The organism is Bartonella krasnovii (assembly GCF_003606345.3).
GTDB lineage: Bacteria > Pseudomonadota > Alphaproteobacteria > Rhizobiales > Rhizobiaceae > Bartonella > Bartonella krasnovii.
Genome location: NZ_CP031844.2, coordinates 1,206,586 through 1,226,616 on the forward strand (window position 1 = coordinate 1,206,586; position 20,031 = coordinate 1,226,616).

Consider the following 20,031-nt stretch of genomic DNA (forward strand, 5'->3'; position numbering starts at 1 on the left):
CTTTAAAAATTGAGTGTGGTTTATATTTTAGTTCACTTTTTAATAAATTCTGCTTATGTAGATAGACTTGATTTATCGCTCTGTTTGTGAATGACTAATTTGAGGGAATATCAATTAATGGACTTTTCTTTCCTTTGTAGAGATGACCTGACTCAGGCGCTGGTAACAGGATGCTTGGGCACGCCCGGCGTGAGTCATACTTATTTAGATACACTTCTTGATGGCTTTAAAAATACGGTTATATTGTCCATCGCTTCACTTATATTAGCTATATTTTGTGGTATCATTATAGGAACAATGCGCACTTTACCTAAAACATCCATCATCAATTGTGTCGTTCACACTATCGGTACTATTTGGGTAGAAATTATGCGTAACATTCCCCTTCTTGTACAGGTATTTTTATGGTATTTTGTTGTTCCTAAGATTTATCCACCAGCGATGAAATTTTCCCCCATTCTCTTAATAACATGTGCATTGGGATTCTTTACATCGGCACGTATCGCAGAACAGGTTCGCTCAGGCATTGAAGCCATTTCTTCAGGACAGCGCTATGCTGCTATGGCAATGGGATTTACAACTTATCAAAGTTATCGCTATATCATATTACCACGTGCTATTCGTACAATTATGCCGCCGCTTACTTCAGAAGCAATGGGCATTGTAAAGAATTCGTCTATAGCATTCGCCGTTTCAATAAATGAGCTCATGCAATTTCAATACCAAGCAATTGAAGAGGTAAGTCATGTTTACGAAAACTATTTACTTGTTACGATTCTTTATATTCTCATAGCCTTATTCGTATTCATTGTGATGACAGTTATTGAACAAATGCTCAAAATTCCTAATCTTTAAACAAAGGGAAATTGAATATGATAAATTTCATAAGCTCTCGGTTTGGACTTTATTTTCCTTTCAATTTTTCCGATTTTGATTTTTCCTTTTTTACCTTTGATGTATTTCGTTCTTACATTTTATCAGGTTTGCTCTTTAGCGTTTTTCTAACGCTTTTTGCAACGGTGTTAGGATTTGTTTTCGGCACACTTTTAGCGATGATGCGCCTTTCTTCCATAAAACTTCTTTCTTGGGTTGCAATCGTTTACATAACAGCGATGCGTTCAATACCACTTGTGATGGTTATCTTATGGTTTTTTGTGCTTCTACCTTTTTTAACGGGGACATCTATCGGAGCCAATAAATCAGCACTCATTACCTTTACCGCATTTGAAACGGCTTATTTTGCTGAAATTATGCGGGCTGGTATCAATTCGGTTTCGCAAGGACAAAAATATGCAGGACAAGCTCTTGGGATGACATATTGGCAAAGTATGTACATTGTCATTCTGCCTCAGGCCTTTAGAGATATGCTGCCAGTCTTTTTAACGCAAGTCATTATCCTTTTTCAGGATACAACCCTTGTTTATGCTATCAGCGGTCATAGCCTTTTGAATGGTTTTGATATTGCTGCTAATAACTTTGGTGTAAAGCAAGAAGCTTATATTTTAGCAGCTATTTTCTATTTTATTATCTGTTTTACACTGTCACAAATCGTTTTGTATGTACAAAAAAAAGTATCCATTATTCGCTAACAGGAAAAAAAATGTCTACTTATATGATCGAAATAAAAAATGTTTCTAATTGGTATGGCGAAATTAACGTTCTTAAAAACTGTACAACCAATATCAACAAAGGAGAAGTTGTTGTAATTTGTGGGCCATCAGGCTCAGGAAAATCAACACTCATTAAAACGATTAATGCTCTCGTCCCTTTTCAAAAAGGTGAGATTTGGATTAATGGAACACCAGTTCATTCAAAAACAACGAATCTGCCTAAATTGCGCAGCCGTGTAGGAATGGTCTTTCAGCACTTCGAGCTTTTCCCTCATCTATCTGTCACAGAAAACTTGACAATTGCACAAATAAAAGTCCTGAAACGAAGCAAAAAAGAAGCACTTGAACGTGGTTTGTTGTATCTTGAACGCGTTGGCCTCATTGAGCATAAAGACAAATATCCAGGACAACTTTCTGGAGGGCAACAACAGCGTGTTGCTATTGCGCGTGCCTTAACCATGGATCCACTTGTTATGCTTTTTGATGAACCAACCTCTGCTCTAGATCCTGAAATGGTAGGTGAAGTACTTGATGTCATGATCAGTTTAGCAGAAGAAGGGATGACGATGATTTGTGTAACCCATGAAATGGGATTTGCACAAAAAGTCTCGGAGCGTGTTATTTTCATGGATCAAGGAACGATTCTTGAAGACTGTTCATCTAAAGAGTTCTTTTCTAATCCGCAATCTAGAAGACCAAGAACGCAAGAGTTTTTGTCTAAAATCCTAAGTCATTAGCTATTTATCATCGCAAAAAGCTCTCTCTACTATAAACTTAAATACAAAATGATAGAGTTTAATAATGAGTGAGAGAATGTAAAAGATATTGCAAACATATAGTTAAAAGTTCTTATTTTTAAAAGTATCAGCAACCAGTGAAACTACTGTATGTCTTTCAAATTCATTAACAAAGAGCAAATGCCTGTTCTTGCAAAGGGTAAGTCCAATTTCTGTCTTTTATGTTAGTTTTTTCATAGGCTGCAGTTAACAGTGCCTTTCCGCGAATGATTCTTCCTTCTTGAATCAGCATATTTCAAAGCATCGCTTGGGCAGCAGGATTTCCTTTTTTTGCTGAAAGTTGAAACCATCGTGCTGCTTGTATAAGATTCTTCTCCCTTCCCTCTCCCTTTAAAAATACTTTTCCTAAATGATACTGAGCTTTAGGATTTCCATAGTTCACCGCAGCCTGAATATAAAGAAGAGTCGCATAAGAGAGATTAGGTTTCACAGACGATTGAAGAATACCCTTTTTTATAAACCCAGCAAGCTTAACCAATGCATCAGAGACATAACTTTCATCCTCTGAGCCAAGATCAGCACCTTTTTCAATGATGTATGCAAAAAAAATGATAGGCCTTGTAATCATCTTTAAGGCCACCATTACCATTTGCATAGATAGAGCCAAGTTTCCAATTCGCACCAATATGGCTTCTTCTTAGCGGCCCAATGTAGCACTGAAAGTGCCTGATTTATCTGCCCATTTTTATAAGCAGACATGCCACGCTAAAAAAAATAAAACGAACCATCATGCAATTCCTGCAAGCTATTAGCTTCTATTGTATAAGTAGTCGAAAAAAATCCTCCTAAAGTCACAATAATCGTAGCTTTTTTCCATATCTGAAAACTCTTAATCATTTCCCCCTCTCTCAATGTTCATTATTCTATCTGTTACAAATTTCTTTATAGACCTTTAAAAGCTTCTTCTTAGTAAAAAATACGAGAAACTCTAAAGTAAAATTTTTAAAAAAAAGACTGATAAATGAAAACTATCAAAACTATTCAATAAAATAACCGACACATTGAACAAAATTTCAAGAACAGAGGGAATCATGATGAATGGTAAACATTTAACTACAAAAAATAACATGCAAGATAGATAAAATATAATGATAATCATTAACTTATCCCTTCACGATTATCTCTCCAGCTTAAAGATAAAGTTTCTCACTCCCATCAATCTGTAAACAATCCATTTTTTCGATAGATTCTAACTTCTGGTCACCTTATATGCTTTTTTCATAGATGATATATTGATTTATAATAATGATTTTCTGTTTTTTATTGAATGAAGTCCCCGAATATCGTAAAATTCTCTCACTTCGAGCCTATTTCGTGTTGAATAAATCACAACCATCCACTTGCACATTACAAGCAGAAAAAGCTAAAAACACCTCTTATGAACCGTCACAACTCTGTTGCGCAATATTAAGCGCTGGCAAAGTGTGTCATGACACCGATTCATTACTTCACAAGCGTAAAGATGAGAAGGTTCAAGTGCTTTACCGTTATACCATTCACAAGTGCTGGCGCTAAATGAGCTTGGTGCCTTAAGAGATGTCTTTTTAATGATGAACATAAAAACATTGGCTTCAGCGGAAATTTTATGATCGCATTGATGAAAGACAAAAAAGAAAAATTTTTTCTTAAAAAAAAATCGATACCAGCCGTAACTCTATGAAATCATCATCAAAAAAGTAAAAATCAACCCAACCGCTCTAAAGCAATAGATACCTTCTTTCGCGCAGCACGCAATTCTACCACCCTATTTTGTTCGCTTTCAACAATTTCTGCTTTTGCATTTGCTATAAATTTGGGATTATTTAATTTAAGCGATATTTTTTCAATATCTTGTTCAATTTTACGGACCTCCTTCCTCAAACGAACACGTTCAGCCTCCAAATCAATCAACTGCCCTAATGGCAAACAAAAAACAGCCTCTCCCGAAATCATTTGTGCCGATACTTCCGGAACTTTATCAGAAAAATCAATGACTTCAATACGCGCTAACTTTTTAAGAAGTGCATCATAACGCTGCACACGCTCTCGCGTCACGTCTCCTGCTTCAACAACGACAAGAGGTGCTCGTGTAGCCGCTGGGATATTCATTTCAAAACGTACAGACCGAATCCCCGTGACCACATCAATAAGCCAATTAATATCAGCAGCAGCCTCCTCATCTATCAATGTTTTCTCTGGCCATTTTGTCAACGCGAGCATATCTTCACGCTTGATCTCTTGCGTTTCTGTAAGAGCCCACAACTCTTCTGTCATATGAGGCATAAAGGGATGAAGAAGTTTATAGACTTCATCTAAAACCCAAGCAGTACAAGCTTGAGCCTCATTTTTAGCCTCTTCATTTTCACTCTGAAAGATAGGTTTGAGAAGCTCTAAATACCAATCACAGAATGTATTCCAAATGAAACGGTAAAGTGTAGCTGCAGACTCATTGAACTTATAATTTTCAATACCCATCGTCACTGCTGAAATTGTTTTAGAGAGTTCTGTTAAAATCCAACGATTAAGAGCCAGCTTTGCGCATTCTGGCTTAAAAGTAGGATCATGCTTTACACCATTCATCTGTGCAAATCGGGTAGCATTCCACAATTTTGTAGCAAAATTGCGATAACCAGCAATGCGGGAAGTATCAAGTTTTACATCACGACCTTGCGCGGCCATAATAGCCAAAGTAAAACGAAGGGCATCAGCGCTATACTGATCAATAAGCTCTAAGGGATCAATAATATTTCCCTTTGACTTTGACATCTTTGCACCCTTTTGATCTCGGACAAGAGCGTGCACATAAACCGTTGGGAAAGGAACTTCACCCATAAAATGAAGTCCCATCATCATCATACGAGCAACCCAGAAAAAAATAATATCAAATCCTGTCACGGATAAAGATGTTGGATAAAAAGTTGATAATTCAGCCGTTTTATCGGGCCATCCTAATGTTGAAAAAGGCCAAAGAGCTGATGAAAACCAAGTGTCTAAAACATCCGGATCGCGGATTAATTCAACCACCTCACCATAATGAGCAAAAGCCGAATCTAAAGCCTCTTTTTCACTTTTTTCAACAAAAACTGTTCCATCAGGACCATACCAAGCAGGAATCTGATGTCCCCACCATAATTGGCGAGAAATGCACCAAGGCTGAATATTTTGCATCCAATTGAAGTAAGTCTTTTTCCAGTTATCGGGAACAAACTGCGTTTTTCCTTGTTGAACAGCTTCTATCGCGGGCTTTGCTAATTCAGCAGCATGAACATACCATTGGTCTGTCAAAAAAGGTTCAATAGGCACACCACTGCGATCTCCATGAGGAACCATATGGGAATGATCATCAACAGAAGCTAAATATCCTCCTTCTTCCATCAAAGAAATAATCTTCTGGCGCGCAATAAAACGATCAGCTTTATCGAGATTCTCTACTAACATTTTTAATTCATCTGATAAAACCAAACCATCAAAAAACGCTTCATTATCACAAAGAAAAATCTCGGCATTTTGGGTAAAAATATTGATCAAGCGTAAATCATTACGCTGTCCCACTTCAAAGTCATTAAAGTCATGGGCTGGTGTGATTTTTACCGCACCACTTCCTGCCTCAGGATCAGCATGCGCATCACCGACAATCAATAACCTACGCCCAACAAGGGGTAAAAGAGCATTTTTACCGATAAGATTTTTATAACGCTCATCTTCAGGGTTAACAGCAATTCCTGTATCACCAAGCATTGTTTCTGGTCGTGTTGTCGCCACTGTTATAAAAGTTGTCGCATCATTTGGATCAAAAACTTTACCCTCAAGCGGATATCTAAAATGCCACAAATGCCCTTGAACTTCTTTTTGTTCAACTTCAAGATCCGAAATAGCCGTTAACAATTTAGGGTCCCAATTGACGAGGCGCTTATCTCTATATATCAATCCTTGCTTATAAAGCGTGACAAAGACTTCACGAACAGCCTGCGACAACCCCTCATCCATTGTAAAGCGCTCACGTGACCAATCACATGAAACGCCAAGGCGGCGCAACTGGTTTGCAATAATGCCTCCCGCTTCATGACGCCATTCCCAAATACGCTCAATAAACTTTTCTCTTCCCATTTCTTGACGCGTTGGCTCTCGGCGTTCTGCAAGTTGACGCTCTACAACCATTTGTGTAGCAATCCCAGCATGATCCATACCAGGCTGCCACAATACATTTTTGCCACGCATCCGCTGAAATCTAACCATTATATCTTGAATTGTCGTATTGAGCGCATGACCCATATGAAGTGAGCCTGTAACATTAGGCGGTGGAAGCATAACGCAAAAAGGCTCTGCCCCACTTTTAGAACCCGCTCCCGCTTTAAAAGCTCCACGAGTCTCCCATCTCTTTGCAACCCGTTGCTCTATGGAAGCAGCATCATAGTTTTTTTCTAACATTCTATCCATCCATAACGCCGCTGAAAAACACAATATATGATTAATATGATTAAAATCCGATCATAATCGAGAAAACCTAGCCTTTCACTCGATAGCTCGCAAAACCTCAAAAAAAACTTTCTTATGAAATGAAAAGCATAAAAAATAATGTCAAAAAATCATTAAGATGACTTTTTAATCGCCTTCACAATCTCTTCACGTAAAATATCTTCCAGCAAAACAGGCAATTTAGACTGCAACCATTCCGCTATAGCCGGCCGCAACACATCCTTTGCAATCTTTTCTGCAGAAGAAATACAATACGCAGACAACTCTACACGACCAGTCCTTCCAGCTTCTGATTGTGACTTCCTGATCTCATCTTCATATTCTTTTGCTTTATAAACAGAATTCCGTTCTTCAGAAGAAAGCTTCATCTTTTGCACATCCACACCAACTGTATTATTTTCTACCGCTGTATCCTCTTTCTCTTGTGCATTCCTTCCTCCCTGATTTTCAGTAGAAAGACCAATGCGATCAGCTAAAGCTTTCATAGCATCATCAACCGATAGAGTTGCATCATAAACACCCTCTGATGCAACTTCTGAATGATCTTCCGAAGCATTTACTGCGACATCTTCATTTAAAAAGTGATCAGACTGAACCGCATTTTCTTCGATTATTTCACGAATAGATGTCAAAATTTCATCCATACTTGGCTCACGTAACACGCTTGAACTCTGTACCATACTTTACAACCTCTTCAAAGACGCAACAACAAATAGAATCATATTTTCAGTGTATGCAAAAGAATCATAAGATCAACATGCCTCTCGTGATATTTTCAAATATGCTTGTCATAAAGAGGGCGCTACACACAACTTTCTGCACTTTAAAAGAACATATCACTGCTCTATTTTTCAACATACCCAAAGACGGATTAACTAATTTTTTAAAAGTTAAAATTATTTGAAATCAAAAGAGCTATTTTTATACATTATCGAATATATTGAATTGTTTTTAAGCCTAGATAATTCGATGTCAATTTACCAATAGACGATTGAACACTATAGCTCGCTACAACAGCATTACGCTCTGCCATTGCGAGCGCAATTTGAGCATTAATCAATTGAGTACGAGAATTTAAAACATCTAATGTTGTTGCCTGCCCAACGCGATTTTCTTGAACACGACCTTTAAGAGCAATTTCAGCAGCACGAACACTTTCACGGTAAGCAATAACAGATGCGCGCGCACCTTCCAACTGGAACCAAGCAGAAGTAAGGGCTTGTCTCGTATTACTATGGGCCAAATCAAGTTGAAGCTGCGCCTGTCCAAGCTGCTCCTTCGATTGGCGAATCTGCGCAGACGTACGCCCCCCTTCAAAGATCGGAACACTTAACGACAATCCTATCGATTTAGAAACGCCATCCTGACCAGCACCACTGTAAATCCGATTATAAGATGCTGTTGCAGAAAAATCAACTTTAGGAAGGAGCGCTCCTTCTTTCGCTTTTACATTGTAACCACTTGCATCAACTAAATATTGAGCATAAAGGATTGCTGGATGCATCACAACGCTCATTTGGTAAGCCGTATCAAGATTGGCGGGAAGATTTGTGGCAACGGGTGGACGTTTTAGCTTTTCAGGATCAGAGCCAATAACTTGTCGATACATTGCCTCTGCTGCTTTTACATCAGCACGAGCAAGACTCAGTTCTGAAACCGCCACGGAACGTGCAGCTTGAGCTTGAGCAAGATCAACACGCCCTCCCTCACCCACATCAAATTTTGCTTTATTGGAACGAACTTGCTCTTCAAGAGCTGCTAAATTTTCTCTCCGAAGATCGGCAATACGACGCGCCTGATAGACATTCGCATAAGCTGTCACAGTCTCCAGAAAGGTATTTTGTTCAGCATTACGAAGATACTCACGTTGTGCCTGCAGCTTAACTTGAGCTGAAGAAAACATATTTTGCGTGATAAAACCGTCAAATAATCTTTGGTTTAATCTTACGCCTATAGATCCAGAAGTGACATAAGAACCTGTAAAAGACTTACTCCGCCCATAGCTCCCAATCCCTTCAATTTGTGGTAATAACCCTGATCGCGCGATGACAACATCATCACTGGCTATACGAACAGCCGCCCGTTCACTATTCAACTTAGCATTGTGTTTATAAGCTTTAGAAAAGGCATCCATCAATGTTTCAGCACAAACAGTCTCTGAGAGTAAAAGACTCAATACCAACAAAAAACACACCTGAAACTTCTTGCTTAATTTAAACACAATACACACAATAACAAACCCCAAATAGATGACAAAACTATCTCTTATACATAAAATGAACAAGCACTAAAATACAAAATCAGGTGTTTTAAAAAAACAAGGAAGAGGCTTTACGGCAAGATTAAAAGCTCGACGAGGAGAAATGATTCCATCTTCTTTTATGTAGATTCTTGCTACAGCAGCATTTCCAACCCCTTCAACCACAACAAGACGTCCACTGTCTTTCATTTGATCAAAAATACCTTGTGGAATAAAATCGACAGATCCCTCTATAAAAATCACATCATAAGGTCCCTCAACAGCGTATCCCTGCTCTAATGGACCAAGAATGACAACCACATTATCACATTGATTACGTTCCAAAGCTTCAAGAGCATGTTCAAAAAGAGACTGATTACTTTCCAACGCAATCACAGACCCTGCAAGTTTTGAAAGCAAGGCTGCACAATAACCACTATTTGCACCAATATCTAAAACAACATCTGATGATTTTACAGCAGCAAGCTGTAACAATTTTGCGAGAGATGCAGGCTTCATCAAATAGCGTGCAGGAACTTCATCGCGCACTGAGCATAAAGCAATATCGGTATCAAGATAGCTTAATGCTTTCATATCTTCCGAAACAAAATCTTCACGGGATATCGTTAAAAACGCTTCAAGAACTGATAAATCCGTCACATCAACTGTACGAATTTGATTGTCAACCATTTTGCGACGAAGCTCAGCAAAATCTGCAACCATAACGACTATTTTCTCCTAACCTACAAAAAATAAACAAAACAGCAACAATGAAGGATTAAGATCTCTTACACTATAGGTGTTACAAAAAAAGATACGACAGTCAACAACTCGATTCTAACAGGACAATTTCTTATACAAAAGTGTCTTTATAACTGTCGAGGGAAATAATCTCTTTGATCTTATACCTCCCCTAAAAGCCGTTTCGTTTAAAATCGGCTGGAGGCCTCGCCCGGAATCGAACCGGGATACAAGGATTTGCAGTCCTCTGCGTAACCATTCCGCCACAAGGCCTCATCAACAAATACAGAGGTCTCAATAAGGGAAGGTAAAGCATCCGTCAAGGTGTAGAAACCTTCTCTCGCCTTTTTTCCTCTTAACTTACACAATTTATCATATTTTTTTTTAAAAAAGTAATTTTATCCTTTGCAAATCAGTATTGCTTTGCTATAGCCTCTTCAGCTAAATGGTTGAGCATCGTTCCCCGGTAGCTCAGCGGTAGAGCAACCGGCTGTTAACCGGTTGGTCGCTGGTTCGAATCCGGCCCGGGGAGCCATTTAATTCTTCTCTTCAGATAACTTACTGCTTTTGCTAACACTTTTTAAAGTTAGGGGTGCCCGGATAAGGGTAAGGGAATAGGGTTTTTGCAATAAATGATTGATTCATTTAAAAAACTATTGCACAAGTTTCTTCTTATGGGTTAATTTCAAGATAATTGTTTTTTCAAACTACCCTACCACACCTTTATCAGAAAACACCATAATTGTTGGCACGTTATAAATTACGATTTATTTCATGAGAGGGAATTATTAAACGCCATCAATAACGAAAAAAGTTTCGTATAAGCTTTATTTCCAACCCCAAAATAATTTTTACTTCAATAAAGCAATAAATCTCAAAAAATGCTCTTGAAGCAATCATTTTTAAAAAAACGGAAGAATAACAATCAAAATCATCTATATTATAGCCATACACCCCATACCATCTTCCCTAAAAGCAGGAACTCCCAGCCCAAAAGTTTGTGAAAAATCGAGCTTCTTATCTAGCGGGTTCCTCCTTCTCATCACTTCATAAACCTTACAAACAGCCTTGCTTTGAATACTCATCACATCGTCATAAAAACACTGAGTACGTAAAGTGTTATGGGCTTTATATAATGTCCCTAAAAAGAGTGTTTTACAGTACAAACAGTATATCAATCTAAGTTGGTAAGAATCGTATGAAAACCTTAAACAAATCATAAGCGCTTTCTTCATTGCCTCCATTAATATTGTGCATCTACACCATATTTAAAGAGATACCCCTTAAATCCCCCCAATCCATTTCACAATAGCTCTCGTAATAGTATAAAATAAAAAAACATTGATGAGCACCATCTTTGACCTACAATAAAAGCCATACCATTATACTATTTTCTCACGCTCAATTTTAGCAATATTCATTTTCCTTACAAAATGTTACAAGAGATATTTTATTGATTGCTTAAATGTTTATCCACACGAAAATCTCATTTTTAATATGCAAACAAATAGTTTTAAGGAATCAATATAAACAGATTCGAAATGAGAAAATTTTACGATAGAGGTAGATTATTTAATATATAAAACAATAACTTGTTATGATATAATTAAGTTTTAAATTAAAAGTTATCGTGATAAGATAAAACAGATCTTTTATATAAATAAAATTCATCTTTACCCCCTATTAAAAAAATCGCAATAAAGCAAATAAGCTGTTGATTATACAATATTTTTAAAAATATCTTTAAACCAGTCCAAACGTCCAAAAGTTTTCATTTTTTAGAAATGAAAACCTTTGAAGACCTCTCTTATTTTAGAAAAACTATTACATATCCCTTTTTAATTGAAAAGGAATCGACAAACGTAAAAAAACTCTCAAGATATAATCCCTTTTCCAGATTTTATTTAAGCCGCTTTCTTGACTGACTTGCGAAAACGAAAAGCCCTTGCAAGCTTTGCAGCCGCTTTTGCTTTTTTATGCCTCTCATTTGGAGATGAAAAATTCTTACACTGTAATTGTGCAGAATCATCTTTTCGACCTAAATACTGCTTCTGACGTTTAGATTTTTTTAAACGGCGTTCTTTATTGTTTTCTTTCTCTTCACTTTTGGGAACAATCGGCTTTTCTGGAAATTCTGCAAATTGTTCTGGAACAGATTCAGGAACTAATTTCATGCGAATCAAGCGCTCTACAGCGCGCAACCGAGTCCTTTCTATCTTTTCATCAAAAAGTGTAAGTGCCTCACCAGATGCACCGTTGCGCCCAGTACGACCGATACGATGTACATAATTCTCAGCTTCATCTGGTAAATCATAATTAATCACGTGACTTATTCCTGGTACATCAATACCGCGTGCAGCAATATCTGTTGCAACAAGAATCCGTACCTCTCCTTCACGAAATGCTTTTAAAGCGGATTGGCGAGCACCTTGTGATTTATTCCCATGAATTGTTGCAACTAAATAGCCTATCTTTGCTAAATGACGTGTGACAGTATCAGCCCCATGTTTCGTTCGAGTAAAAACAATAACCGAATTAAAAGCCGGATTTGTCAAAATTTTACTTAAAACATTCTTTTTTTCACACGTAGGAACACAATATAACTTCTGGGTAATCTCTACAGCTGTGGTACCTTGAGGAACAACTTCAATCTTCACCGGATCATTGAGTAAAGACTTTGCAAATGTAATAATTTCTTTTGGCATTGTTGCAGAAAAAAGTGCTGTCTGACGTTCTTGATGCAAAAGCTTTGCAATTTGCTTAACATCATGAATAAATCCCATATCCAGCATACGATCTGCTTCATCCAAAACCAAAAAACGAGAGTGAGAAAGATCAATACATTTTTCACGCACAAGATCTCTCAAACGCCCTGGAGTTGCAATCAAAACATCCACACCTGCTTCCATACGCTTAATTTGTTTTAAACGTGATACCCCCCCAAAAATAAGACACGTCGAAATATGTGTCCCTTTCGCCACAGTACGAATTGCTTCATCAATCTGAATAGCAAGTTCACGCGTTGGCACTAAAATCAAAGCACGTGCAGTTTTAGGAGAGCGTTTATCACCCAAAGTTAAAATTCGACTTAAGATAGGTAAGGCAAATGCCAAAGTTTTTCCAGAACCTGTCTGTGCAATCCCTAAAATATCGTGTCCTTTCAACATCATTGGAATAGCTTGTTCCTGTATAGGCTTAGGTTTACTCATCCCAGAAATGCGTAAATTTTTAATCAAAAGAATAGGTAAACCTAACTTTTTAAAAACATCTTCTTTTTTTATAGACAAAACAAAATCTTCCCTCAGCTGCACAACTTTTACGAAGCAATCAGCTGAACTCTCTACTCAAGAATCCGCGCAAAAGAAATTCTTGACATTTTAAACGAAGCAGCGCTTGAAAAGCGACCTGCGCAACTCATGAGCACCTTGAAATCAAGGTAAAAGCATATAACTTAACGTTAAAAAAGCTAACAAACCAGCTTAGACACCTTTATTCTCATTATCCTTGGATTATGAAAAAAAGCAAGAACTTTACGAAATACATTTATCGCCCCCCCAAACATTGAAATCATTTATTTCTTAATGATTGTCTCCATTGGTAAATGTACCTTGATAAAATCAGGATAAATCTCGAGAAAAACTGGATTTTGTAAAGTTTTTTGACCGCCATAAATTAAATACCATTGGGTTTTATCAAAAATCGCCAAAGTTTTATATCGAATAATGCGATCCTTCATCTCCAGAATCGTTGGAATTAAAGCATATAAAGTACCGTTATCTGTTTGAAGATACTCAATATTTTCTTTATCTAAACAATAAGAACCAGAAGGTAAGTTCTCAAATTGCCTATGCAACTGTTGAAGAAAATTATCACGTAAAGCATCCTCTGTTGTATTCAATCGACGTGCCATCTCTTTATAAAGCCGCTCAGGCATATAATGAGATATAAGCGAAAAGTCCTCACTTTTTATAGCATTATTGACATCAACAACTATTTTGAATAGTTCAGTTTTCTGTAGTGCTGTTGGCTGAGATGCTAAACTTTGTTGATTAACAATCAAAAAGAAAAATAGACTCAGCACAAAATAAAAAATAGATTTCATTTTTACACTTCTTGTTTTAGTAAAATTTTAATTTTTTAAATAACAAAATCAAATAATGTTTGATCATCTGTAATATCACGATAGCGCCAACCTAACGCTTGAAATTTTTCCTCTAAGAGACGAAAATTATTGTATTTTTTTGTTTCAATTGCAACCAATACAGAACCAAAGTTTCTCGCTGACTTTTTAAGATATTCAAAACGCACAATATCATCATCGGGTGATAATGTGGACAGAAAATGACGCAATGCACCAGGATGCTGCGGAAAACTAAAAATAAAATATTTTCTCAAGCCTTGGAAACGTAAAGAACGTTCTTTAATCTCTGGCAAACGCTCAAAATCAAAATTACCTCCTGAAATAACGAGTAGAATTTTTTTACCCTTTAACTCTTGAGGTGAAATACTGTTAAGCGCATCAATCGATAATGCACCAGCCGGTTCAAGAACAACACCTTCTACATTAAGCATTTCAACCATAGTAGAACAAACACGATTTTCAGGAGCTGTAATGACACAATCAGGGGAAAATTGCTTTAAAATGGTATAGTTTAGCGCACCAATTTCAGCCACCGCAGCCCCATCTACAAAAGTATCAATATTGTCAAGTTTAACCCGTTTTCCACTCTCCAAGCAAGCAAGCAAGCTTGCAGCTCTTTGGGGCTCAACAAAACGAAGCTTTGTGTTCCAACCATATTCCTGTAAAAACTTGCTCACCCCACTTGCCAAACCACCTCCACCTACCGGCACAATCATTAAATCTGGTTCACTTTCTCCATTGAGTTTTTTCCATTGCAAAGCAGCTTCGCAGAGTACTGTCGCTTGCCCCGTAATAATGCGAATATCATCAAACGGAGGAGCCATCACACCACCGTTCTCCACCACAAAAGATTGCGCAGCTTCATAACATTGATCAAATGTTTCACCAACCAAACGAATATCAATAAACTCTTCACCAAAAATACGTGTCTTCTCAATTTTTTGTTGTGGCGTTGTCATAGGCATAAAAATCACACCTTTACGTTTAAAATAACGACAAACAAAAGAAACCCCTTGTGCGTGATTCCCTGCTGAAGCACACACAAATGCCGAATCTGAAGATATACTGCTCAGCATTTCTGAAACAAAATTGAAAGCACCACGAATCTTATAAGACCGCACTGGTGTTAAATCTTCACGCTTCAAATAAATTTCTGCATCATATTTTTGGCTTAGAAAATCATTTCTTTGAAGGGGAGTTTCAGCAAACACGCGATGCAATCCCGCCATAGCTTTTGTGACGTCTTGAATAAATTTACTCATAATACTGATCATTTCATGCTTTGTTTATATTATACAGGCTTCTTCTAGCGATAAAGCAAACCATTGTCAGTCAAAATTTCGCGAAAAAAAATGAAAAAAAATTCTTTTGTTATTAATTCTTGATTCAATAAAAGATATAGCTTATGAGAGAACTCTCATCGCGGACGTGATGAAAACGGTAAACATAGCAGACTTAAAATCTGCCGGTCGAAGACCTTGCGGGTTCAAGTCCCGCCGTCCGCACCATTATATTTTAATTTCCCTTTATTTTTCAGCAATTTATTAGAAATCAAAGAAAATTAAGCTACCTTTTGAAACCCCATCATAAGGCTATAAATGAAGCTGTAATCATGCGAAAGGAGAATCTCCCCTTCTCTGCAAATAAATATTTTGGCCATATCTTATGAATTAAAGAATTTTAATTCTTAATAATTAAGAATCTGAGTAACGCTTCTTTACCCCCTCTCCTCATCACTCAAAATCAAAGAGATCTCCTTCTTTACCGTGAAATAGCATTCACCATACATAAAATTTAAAAAGATAAAGGTCCTATTTAAAGATAGGACCTCTTGACTTGAGATTCTTGATTTTCACAAAAACTAAAATTTATAAGCTATTCCTGCACGGAAATCATTCATCTTATACTTAAGTTCAATCTCGTCTTTAAATTTCTTTTTACCAAAATTCGAGTAACGATATTCTGCACGTACAACAAGATTATCTGTCATCGCAAAATCAATACCACCACCAAGCGTATAACCCATCATCGTTTTTGTAGAATCATGTGTCTTACTGAAGGGGTCCTCTCCTGTAATAACTGTCGATAAAATATCTTCAAACTGTCCATAAGCGACACCACCAGCAATATAAGGCATTACCCGACCAGCAGAAAACCCGACACGTACCCGTGTAGCACCCGTCCATTTTTGTTTTAAAGTATGATTAAAAGTTAAACTATTTTTCTCTTCTTTATCCTTTGAAGCAGATCGAAGAAAGCCTCTCCCAGATCCACTGGAAAATTTAGCCTTTTTTCCTTTTCCATTTTCTGTATCTTCGGTATCACTGTCTGATCCATCAGGGTTAGTCCCTTCAGTTTCCGATCCACCAGCACCTGATTTATCAGCTTCAAATTTCGTTTTTGTATCCTTTTTTTCCGTTAAAATGATATCCGTATCAAGTCCAACAATCAAATTATTACCAAGATCAAAATTAATACCTGCATATAAACCACCTATAAACCCAGAAAGTTCAGGTATATACTGTTTTTCAACGGGGACCCATGGCTTACTTTTACTCTCCTCATCAGGATAGAGAGGAATATTAACATCACGCGCTGTTGCAGAAGCTTTACTTGAAAAGCCACCAATTTGACCTCCGAAATAAAAACCTGCCCAAGAAAAAGGTGGAGAAGAAACAGTTTCTGAAGCAACATGTACTGGATGCACTGGCTCTTCTGGCACCACCACATCGGCAGCCTGTACTATAGAAGGTGAAATAAAAGAAAAAACAGATGCTGTTAGAAATTTTGTATTCATAAAATTATACCCCATTGCTAAATTTAAATATAATCAAAAATTACATTTAGTAAAAACAAAGTTTTATAAAATTTTATACCCAAAAATCACATGTACTCCTTTATAGTTACATTTAAAATAATAACTATATAAATACATCATTACATCAAAATTTAAGTTTAGCAAATAAATTTTAATAAGTTTAAATATATTAAAATTTAATTACTTAATATATTAAATATTTAACAAAAGAATCTATTATATATTTTTAAAAATATAAATATAAAACATTTTGAATTAAAATAATCTTAGTAGAAACACAAAAAAGAATGTTTTATATATTTTTTATGAGATAAATTATTAAAGTTTCTAAAAGTGATGCAATTATTTTTATAATAATCAATATTTGTTAAAAGTATAATAAATATAAATCAATATTTTATATTAAAAATATATACTATAGATTCTCTCTATATATAGAATAACGCCTATCTTACAAGAAAATTATTCTTTTTTTCCTATCACTTTTCAAAAGGTAAGATGGTGAGCACATGCAAGTTTATTATCCTTCTAAAACTTGTCCCCACAAAAGTTTTTAATCTTTTTATTTAAAAATTGCCCTTCCCCTACTAATTTCTATATTATCATCTGCCTTTATTACAAAACGGTCTTTATTAGGAAAAGTGATAAAACATTCCTTCATACAAATTGTAACTGTTTGCTGAGGGCTCAACGATATATTTAAAGGTATACTCCCTTCAACAATGATAAGAGATTGTACTTTTGTATCAGTATTTTTCACCGTTGCTGCAAAAGTTGTCGTAGCCCAAATATCCCATAGCACAGCAGCTATAAAAACATGAATATATTTTAGCATTCTAGGATTCCCTCCTCAACAAAACGCTTATATAATACAAAGCGAAGAGCATTTGTGACTTTAGTCGGTGAGGTAATATTAGGAACATAAATAGCTAGGTTAAATGAAAATTTTTTACTATCAAATGCAGTAAAACTCACCTGTGGGGCTGGGTTTTTTAAAACTCCTTCTGTTGCAGAAGCAATCTCTAGCAAAATTTCAACAACACGCTCTGGAGTAATATTGGCAGAAACAGCAACGGGAATATCAATTCGCCCCATTTTACTCTGCCGAGTCCAATTACTAACATTATTATTAATCAGGCTTGAATTAGGAATAATAATCGTCTTACGCTGCAATGTTTCAAGTTCCGTCGCGCGCACACTGATACGTTTAACAATACCACCCACAGATCCAGATTCCACATAATCTCCGATTTTAAATGGTCTTCCGATCAGAATAATAAGTCCAGATACAAAATTTTGCACAATATTTTGCAATCCGAACCCAATACCAAGCGACAACCCACCAGCAATAAGTGCAAAATTTTTAAGATCAAAACCGGCCATTGATATTCCTATCAAAGCCGACACGACAATACCACTATAACCGATAACTGTTTTGATAGAATTACGAACCCCAGAATCAAATTCCCCATGCTCTAATACAGTTCCATCTAACCAAGCAATAATTTGCCGGATGAGAAACCAACAAATAAAGAAAGCAACAGTTCCAGTTACAAGAGAAGTTAAAGAAATGAATACATTTCCAATTTGAAAGCCCGTCATTAACTGCCACAACACCGCATTTAAATCAGAATATGAAAATCCGAATTGTACGGCAATTGGCATTGCACAAAATACAACCACAACCAAATTGAGAAAAATACTCAAAATTCCCCCCAATTGATTCATTGTTTTCTCATCTAAATGCAGCCGATGCATCAGAGTATGACCAAGGCTTGTTTTTATAAACTGTCCTTTAGTTCCAAGTGCTTGAGCACTTTGTACCCCCAAATACATGAGAACTAAAAACGCTCCACCAATTATGATCTGCTGCACAATAAAACGTGCTAGGCCAATATAACCCAAACAATTCATAACAATCAGCAATATTCCCAATACAATAAGAGGAATACGTATATAAAATGGCCAAAAACGTGGCTCTTCTTTTCCTTGAGCAATCCCACGTCTAAAGCGTAAAGGTATGAATGAGATAATAAGCAGCAATATCGCAACAAGAAAAACAGCAATAAAACTTTTCGCAATCGTCAAAGAAAGAGAGGCGGAAATAATTTGATAAATACTATCGAAAACAGCATCAAATGCCAAAACTCCACCTAAAAAAGTAACTAAAATCACCAATTGATATGCTGCAGACGGTATAATATTGAAAAGATGCGCGCGAGTCTTATTCGATGCTAAAAGAACAACTGCTAAACGATTGATTAAAAAAACGAATACGATTTGGTACCCTATCGTCTCAAATACCGTTGTGAGTTTTCCTGGATCCAAACCAAAACTATCGAGCAAAAATAATATAAGATAGACACAAACAAAACATATAAGTGAAGGAAGAAGAACTGAAATAAAAGCGACCAATAAGCGTTGTAAATACGATATTTCCTCATCACTTTTCATCAAATGACAACGCACATGCGCCAGAATTTTGCGAGAAAAATAAGAAAGCCCTAAAGCAATAAAAAGTGGAATAAAAAAACAAAGAAACAGATGTAATGATTTGAAATAAAATACAAAATTCCACCAAGAACTCAACAACAACAAAAAATCAGATGCAGCCTCTTTGGTTTTTTGGGCAAGATGTTTGACTATAGGCATTGAAAACTCAAGCCTATGTGTAAGTGTGCGTTTAAAAAGTACTCGAGATTGAGAAATAGCAAGCTCAACTATTCTATTTGTAGCCAAAAAGATTGCTTCAAATCGAAGAACTATACTATTAATTTCAGCTTTTTTTTCCATCAATTGAGAACGCTCATCCACTGTTTTTTTCAAATCATCATGGAGCTCCTCTAATTGATCAAGAAGTGCATTAATATCATTAAGAGGAGCACGCAAAACAAAGGCTGCTTCTAGGGCACGTTTACTGATATCTTGTGCACGTAACCGCAGCTCCACCAAAGCCCGTTCATCCTCTAATTTATTTTCAAATTCTTTTTGTAAAGTTTCTGTGTCTTGTTCAAGAATCTTTATAAACTGCTGTTGTTGTTGAATAATTTCATCAATGGAATAAGAAGTATTTCCTTGTCCAATGATCGCATTTTGCGATTCAATGCTCCCCCATGCACAACAACTGAATGCAATAATGAATCCAAAAATAAAGAAAAGGACGCGTAATTTTTTTCTAAAAAATGAACACATATTTGCCTTAGATGTATAAAGAGGAATCTATACCCCTT

At 36.5% G+C, this 20,031-nt stretch carries 13 protein-coding genes, 3 tRNA genes and 1 pseudogene; 5 read left to right on the forward strand and 12 right to left on the reverse strand.

Annotated elements, in window-relative coordinates:
* Positions 1-117 precede the first annotated feature (117 nt).
* The 3 genes from D1092_RS05290 to D1092_RS05300 are packed head-to-tail and all read left to right on the forward strand — an operon-like array spanning position 118 to position 2,347.
* Positions 118-855 carry an amino acid ABC transporter permease gene (locus D1092_RS05290; RefSeq protein ID WP_120122478.1) on the forward strand — a complete coding sequence of 246 codons (738 nt, stop codon included), beginning with the start codon at positions 118-120 and terminating at the stop codon, positions 853-855.
* Positions 856-872: 17 nt separating this feature from the next.
* Positions 873-1,589, forward strand: coding sequence for an amino acid ABC transporter permease (locus tag D1092_RS05295; protein WP_120122479.1), 717 nt, complete (start codon positions 873-875; stop codon positions 1,587-1,589).
* An 11-nt stretch (positions 1,590-1,600) separates the two neighbouring features.
* The gene (locus D1092_RS05300; protein ID WP_120122480.1) at positions 1,601-2,347 is read left to right on the forward strand and encodes an amino acid ABC transporter ATP-binding protein; all 747 of its coding nucleotides are present in this window, start codon (positions 1,601-1,603) and stop codon (positions 2,345-2,347) included.
* Positions 2,348-2,449: 102 nt separating this feature from the next.
* Here D1092_RS05300 and D1092_RS05305 read toward each other — a convergent pair.
* From D1092_RS05305 to D1092_RS05335, 6 genes and pseudogenes are all read right to left on the reverse strand, one after another.
* Positions 2,450-3,244 (reverse strand): annotated as a pseudogene (locus D1092_RS05305) (tetratricopeptide repeat protein).
* Between the two features lie 846 nt (positions 3,245-4,090).
* Positions 4,091-6,814, reverse strand: a complete 2,724-nt coding sequence (locus D1092_RS05315; RefSeq protein WP_120122794.1) for a valine--tRNA ligase — start codon at positions 6,812-6,814, stop codon at positions 4,091-4,093.
* 161 nt (positions 6,815-6,975) lie between these two features.
* Positions 6,976-7,542: a DUF2497 domain-containing protein gene (locus D1092_RS05320; protein WP_120122481.1), complete on the reverse strand. Its 567-nt coding sequence runs from the start codon at positions 7,540-7,542 to the stop codon at positions 6,976-6,978.
* 248 nt (positions 7,543-7,790) lie between these two features.
* A complete protein-coding gene (locus D1092_RS05325) occupies positions 7,791-9,092 on the reverse strand; it encodes a TolC family outer membrane protein (RefSeq protein ID WP_174767364.1) in 1,302 nt (433 codons plus the stop codon).
* Between the two features lie 57 nt (positions 9,093-9,149).
* A complete protein-coding gene (locus D1092_RS05330; RefSeq protein WP_120122482.1) occupies positions 9,150-9,824 on the reverse strand; it encodes a protein-L-isoaspartate O-methyltransferase family protein in 675 nt (224 codons plus the stop codon).
* A gap of 217 nt (positions 9,825-10,041) precedes the next feature.
* Positions 10,042-10,115 (reverse strand) — tRNA-Cys (locus D1092_RS05335).
* A 187-nt stretch (positions 10,116-10,302) separates the two neighbouring features.
* Here D1092_RS05335 and D1092_RS05340 point away from each other — a divergent pair.
* Positions 10,303-10,377 (forward strand) — tRNA-Asn (locus D1092_RS05340).
* Positions 10,378-11,746: 1,369 nt separating this feature from the next.
* On the opposite strand, the gene D1092_RS05345 is transcribed toward D1092_RS05340, so the two are convergent.
* From D1092_RS05345 to ilvA, 3 genes are all read right to left on the reverse strand, one after another.
* Positions 11,747-13,129 (reverse strand): DEAD/DEAH box helicase, encoded by a 1,383-nt coding sequence (locus D1092_RS05345; RefSeq protein ID WP_120122796.1) that lies wholly within the window; start codon positions 13,127-13,129, stop codon positions 11,747-11,749.
* A gap of 284 nt (positions 13,130-13,413) precedes the next feature.
* Entirely contained in the window at positions 13,414-13,944 is a 531-nt protein-coding gene (locus tag D1092_RS05350) for a hypothetical protein (protein ID WP_120122484.1), read from the reverse strand.
* A gap of 35 nt (positions 13,945-13,979) precedes the next feature.
* The gene (ilvA, locus tag D1092_RS05355) at positions 13,980-15,257 is read right to left on the reverse strand and encodes a threonine ammonia-lyase IlvA (RefSeq protein WP_120122485.1); all 1,278 of its coding nucleotides are present in this window, start codon (positions 15,255-15,257) and stop codon (positions 13,980-13,982) included.
* Positions 15,258-15,405: 148 nt separating this feature from the next.
* Between ilvA and D1092_RS05360 the strand changes: the two genes are divergently transcribed.
* A tRNA-Leu gene (locus D1092_RS05360) sits at positions 15,406-15,491 on the forward strand.
* Between the two features lie 353 nt (positions 15,492-15,844).
* Here D1092_RS05360 and D1092_RS05365 read toward each other — a convergent pair.
* The 3 genes from D1092_RS05365 to D1092_RS05375 form a co-directional block, all read right to left on the reverse strand.
* The gene (locus D1092_RS05365) at positions 15,845-16,780 is read right to left on the reverse strand and encodes an outer membrane protein (RefSeq protein WP_167309300.1); all 936 of its coding nucleotides are present in this window, start codon (positions 16,778-16,780) and stop codon (positions 15,845-15,847) included.
* Positions 16,781-17,363: 583 nt separating this feature from the next.
* Positions 17,364-17,636 (reverse strand): hypothetical protein, encoded by a 273-nt coding sequence (locus tag D1092_RS05370; protein ID WP_120122487.1) that lies wholly within the window; start codon positions 17,634-17,636, stop codon positions 17,364-17,366.
* Positions 17,630-19,993 carry a mechanosensitive ion channel domain-containing protein gene (locus D1092_RS05375; RefSeq protein WP_120122488.1) on the reverse strand — a complete coding sequence of 788 codons (2,364 nt, stop codon included), beginning with the start codon at positions 19,991-19,993 and terminating at the stop codon, positions 17,630-17,632. Before D1092_RS05375 ends, D1092_RS05370 begins: the two co-directional genes overlap by 7 nt.
* Positions 19,994-20,031 lie beyond the last annotated feature (38 nt).

What these genes read in the sequence shown, in the direction of transcription:
- D1092_RS05290 (WP_120122478.1), top strand. Translation starts at nt 118, where the DNA reads ATGGACTTTTCTTTCCTTTGTAGAGATGACCTGACTCAGGCGCTGGTA.
- D1092_RS05295 (WP_120122479.1), top strand. Translation starts at nt 873, where the DNA reads ATGATAAATTTCATAAGCTCTCGGTTTGGACTTTATTTTCCTTTCAAT.
- D1092_RS05300 (WP_120122480.1), top strand. Translation starts at nt 1,601, where the DNA reads ATGTCTACTTATATGATCGAAATAAAAAATGTTTCTAATTGGTATGGC.
- D1092_RS05315 (WP_120122794.1), bottom strand. Translation starts at nt 6,814, where the DNA reads ATGTTAGAAAAAAACTATGATGCTGCTTCCATAGAGCAACGGGTTGCA.
- D1092_RS05320 (WP_120122481.1), bottom strand. Translation starts at nt 7,542, where the DNA reads ATGGTACAGAGTTCAAGCGTGTTACGTGAGCCAAGTATGGATGAAATT.
- D1092_RS05330 (WP_120122482.1), bottom strand. Translation starts at nt 9,824, where the DNA reads ATGGTTGCAGATTTTGCTGAGCTTCGTCGCAAAATGGTTGACAATCAA.
- D1092_RS05350 (WP_120122484.1), bottom strand. Translation starts at nt 13,944, where the DNA reads ATGAAATCTATTTTTTATTTTGTGCTGAGTCTATTTTTCTTTTTGATT.
- ilvA (WP_120122485.1), bottom strand. Translation starts at nt 15,257, where the DNA reads ATGATCAGTATTATGAGTAAATTTATTCAAGACGTCACAAAAGCTATG.
- D1092_RS05365 (WP_167309300.1), bottom strand. Translation starts at nt 16,780, where the DNA reads ATGAATACAAAATTTCTAACAGCATCTGTTTTTTCTTTTATTTCACCT.
- D1092_RS05370 (WP_120122487.1), bottom strand. Translation starts at nt 17,636, where the DNA reads ATGCTAAAATATATTCATGTTTTTATAGCTGCTGTGCTATGGGATATT.
- D1092_RS05375 (WP_120122488.1), bottom strand. Translation starts at nt 19,993, where the DNA reads ATGTGTTCATTTTTTAGAAAAAAATTACGCGTCCTTTTCTTTATTTTT.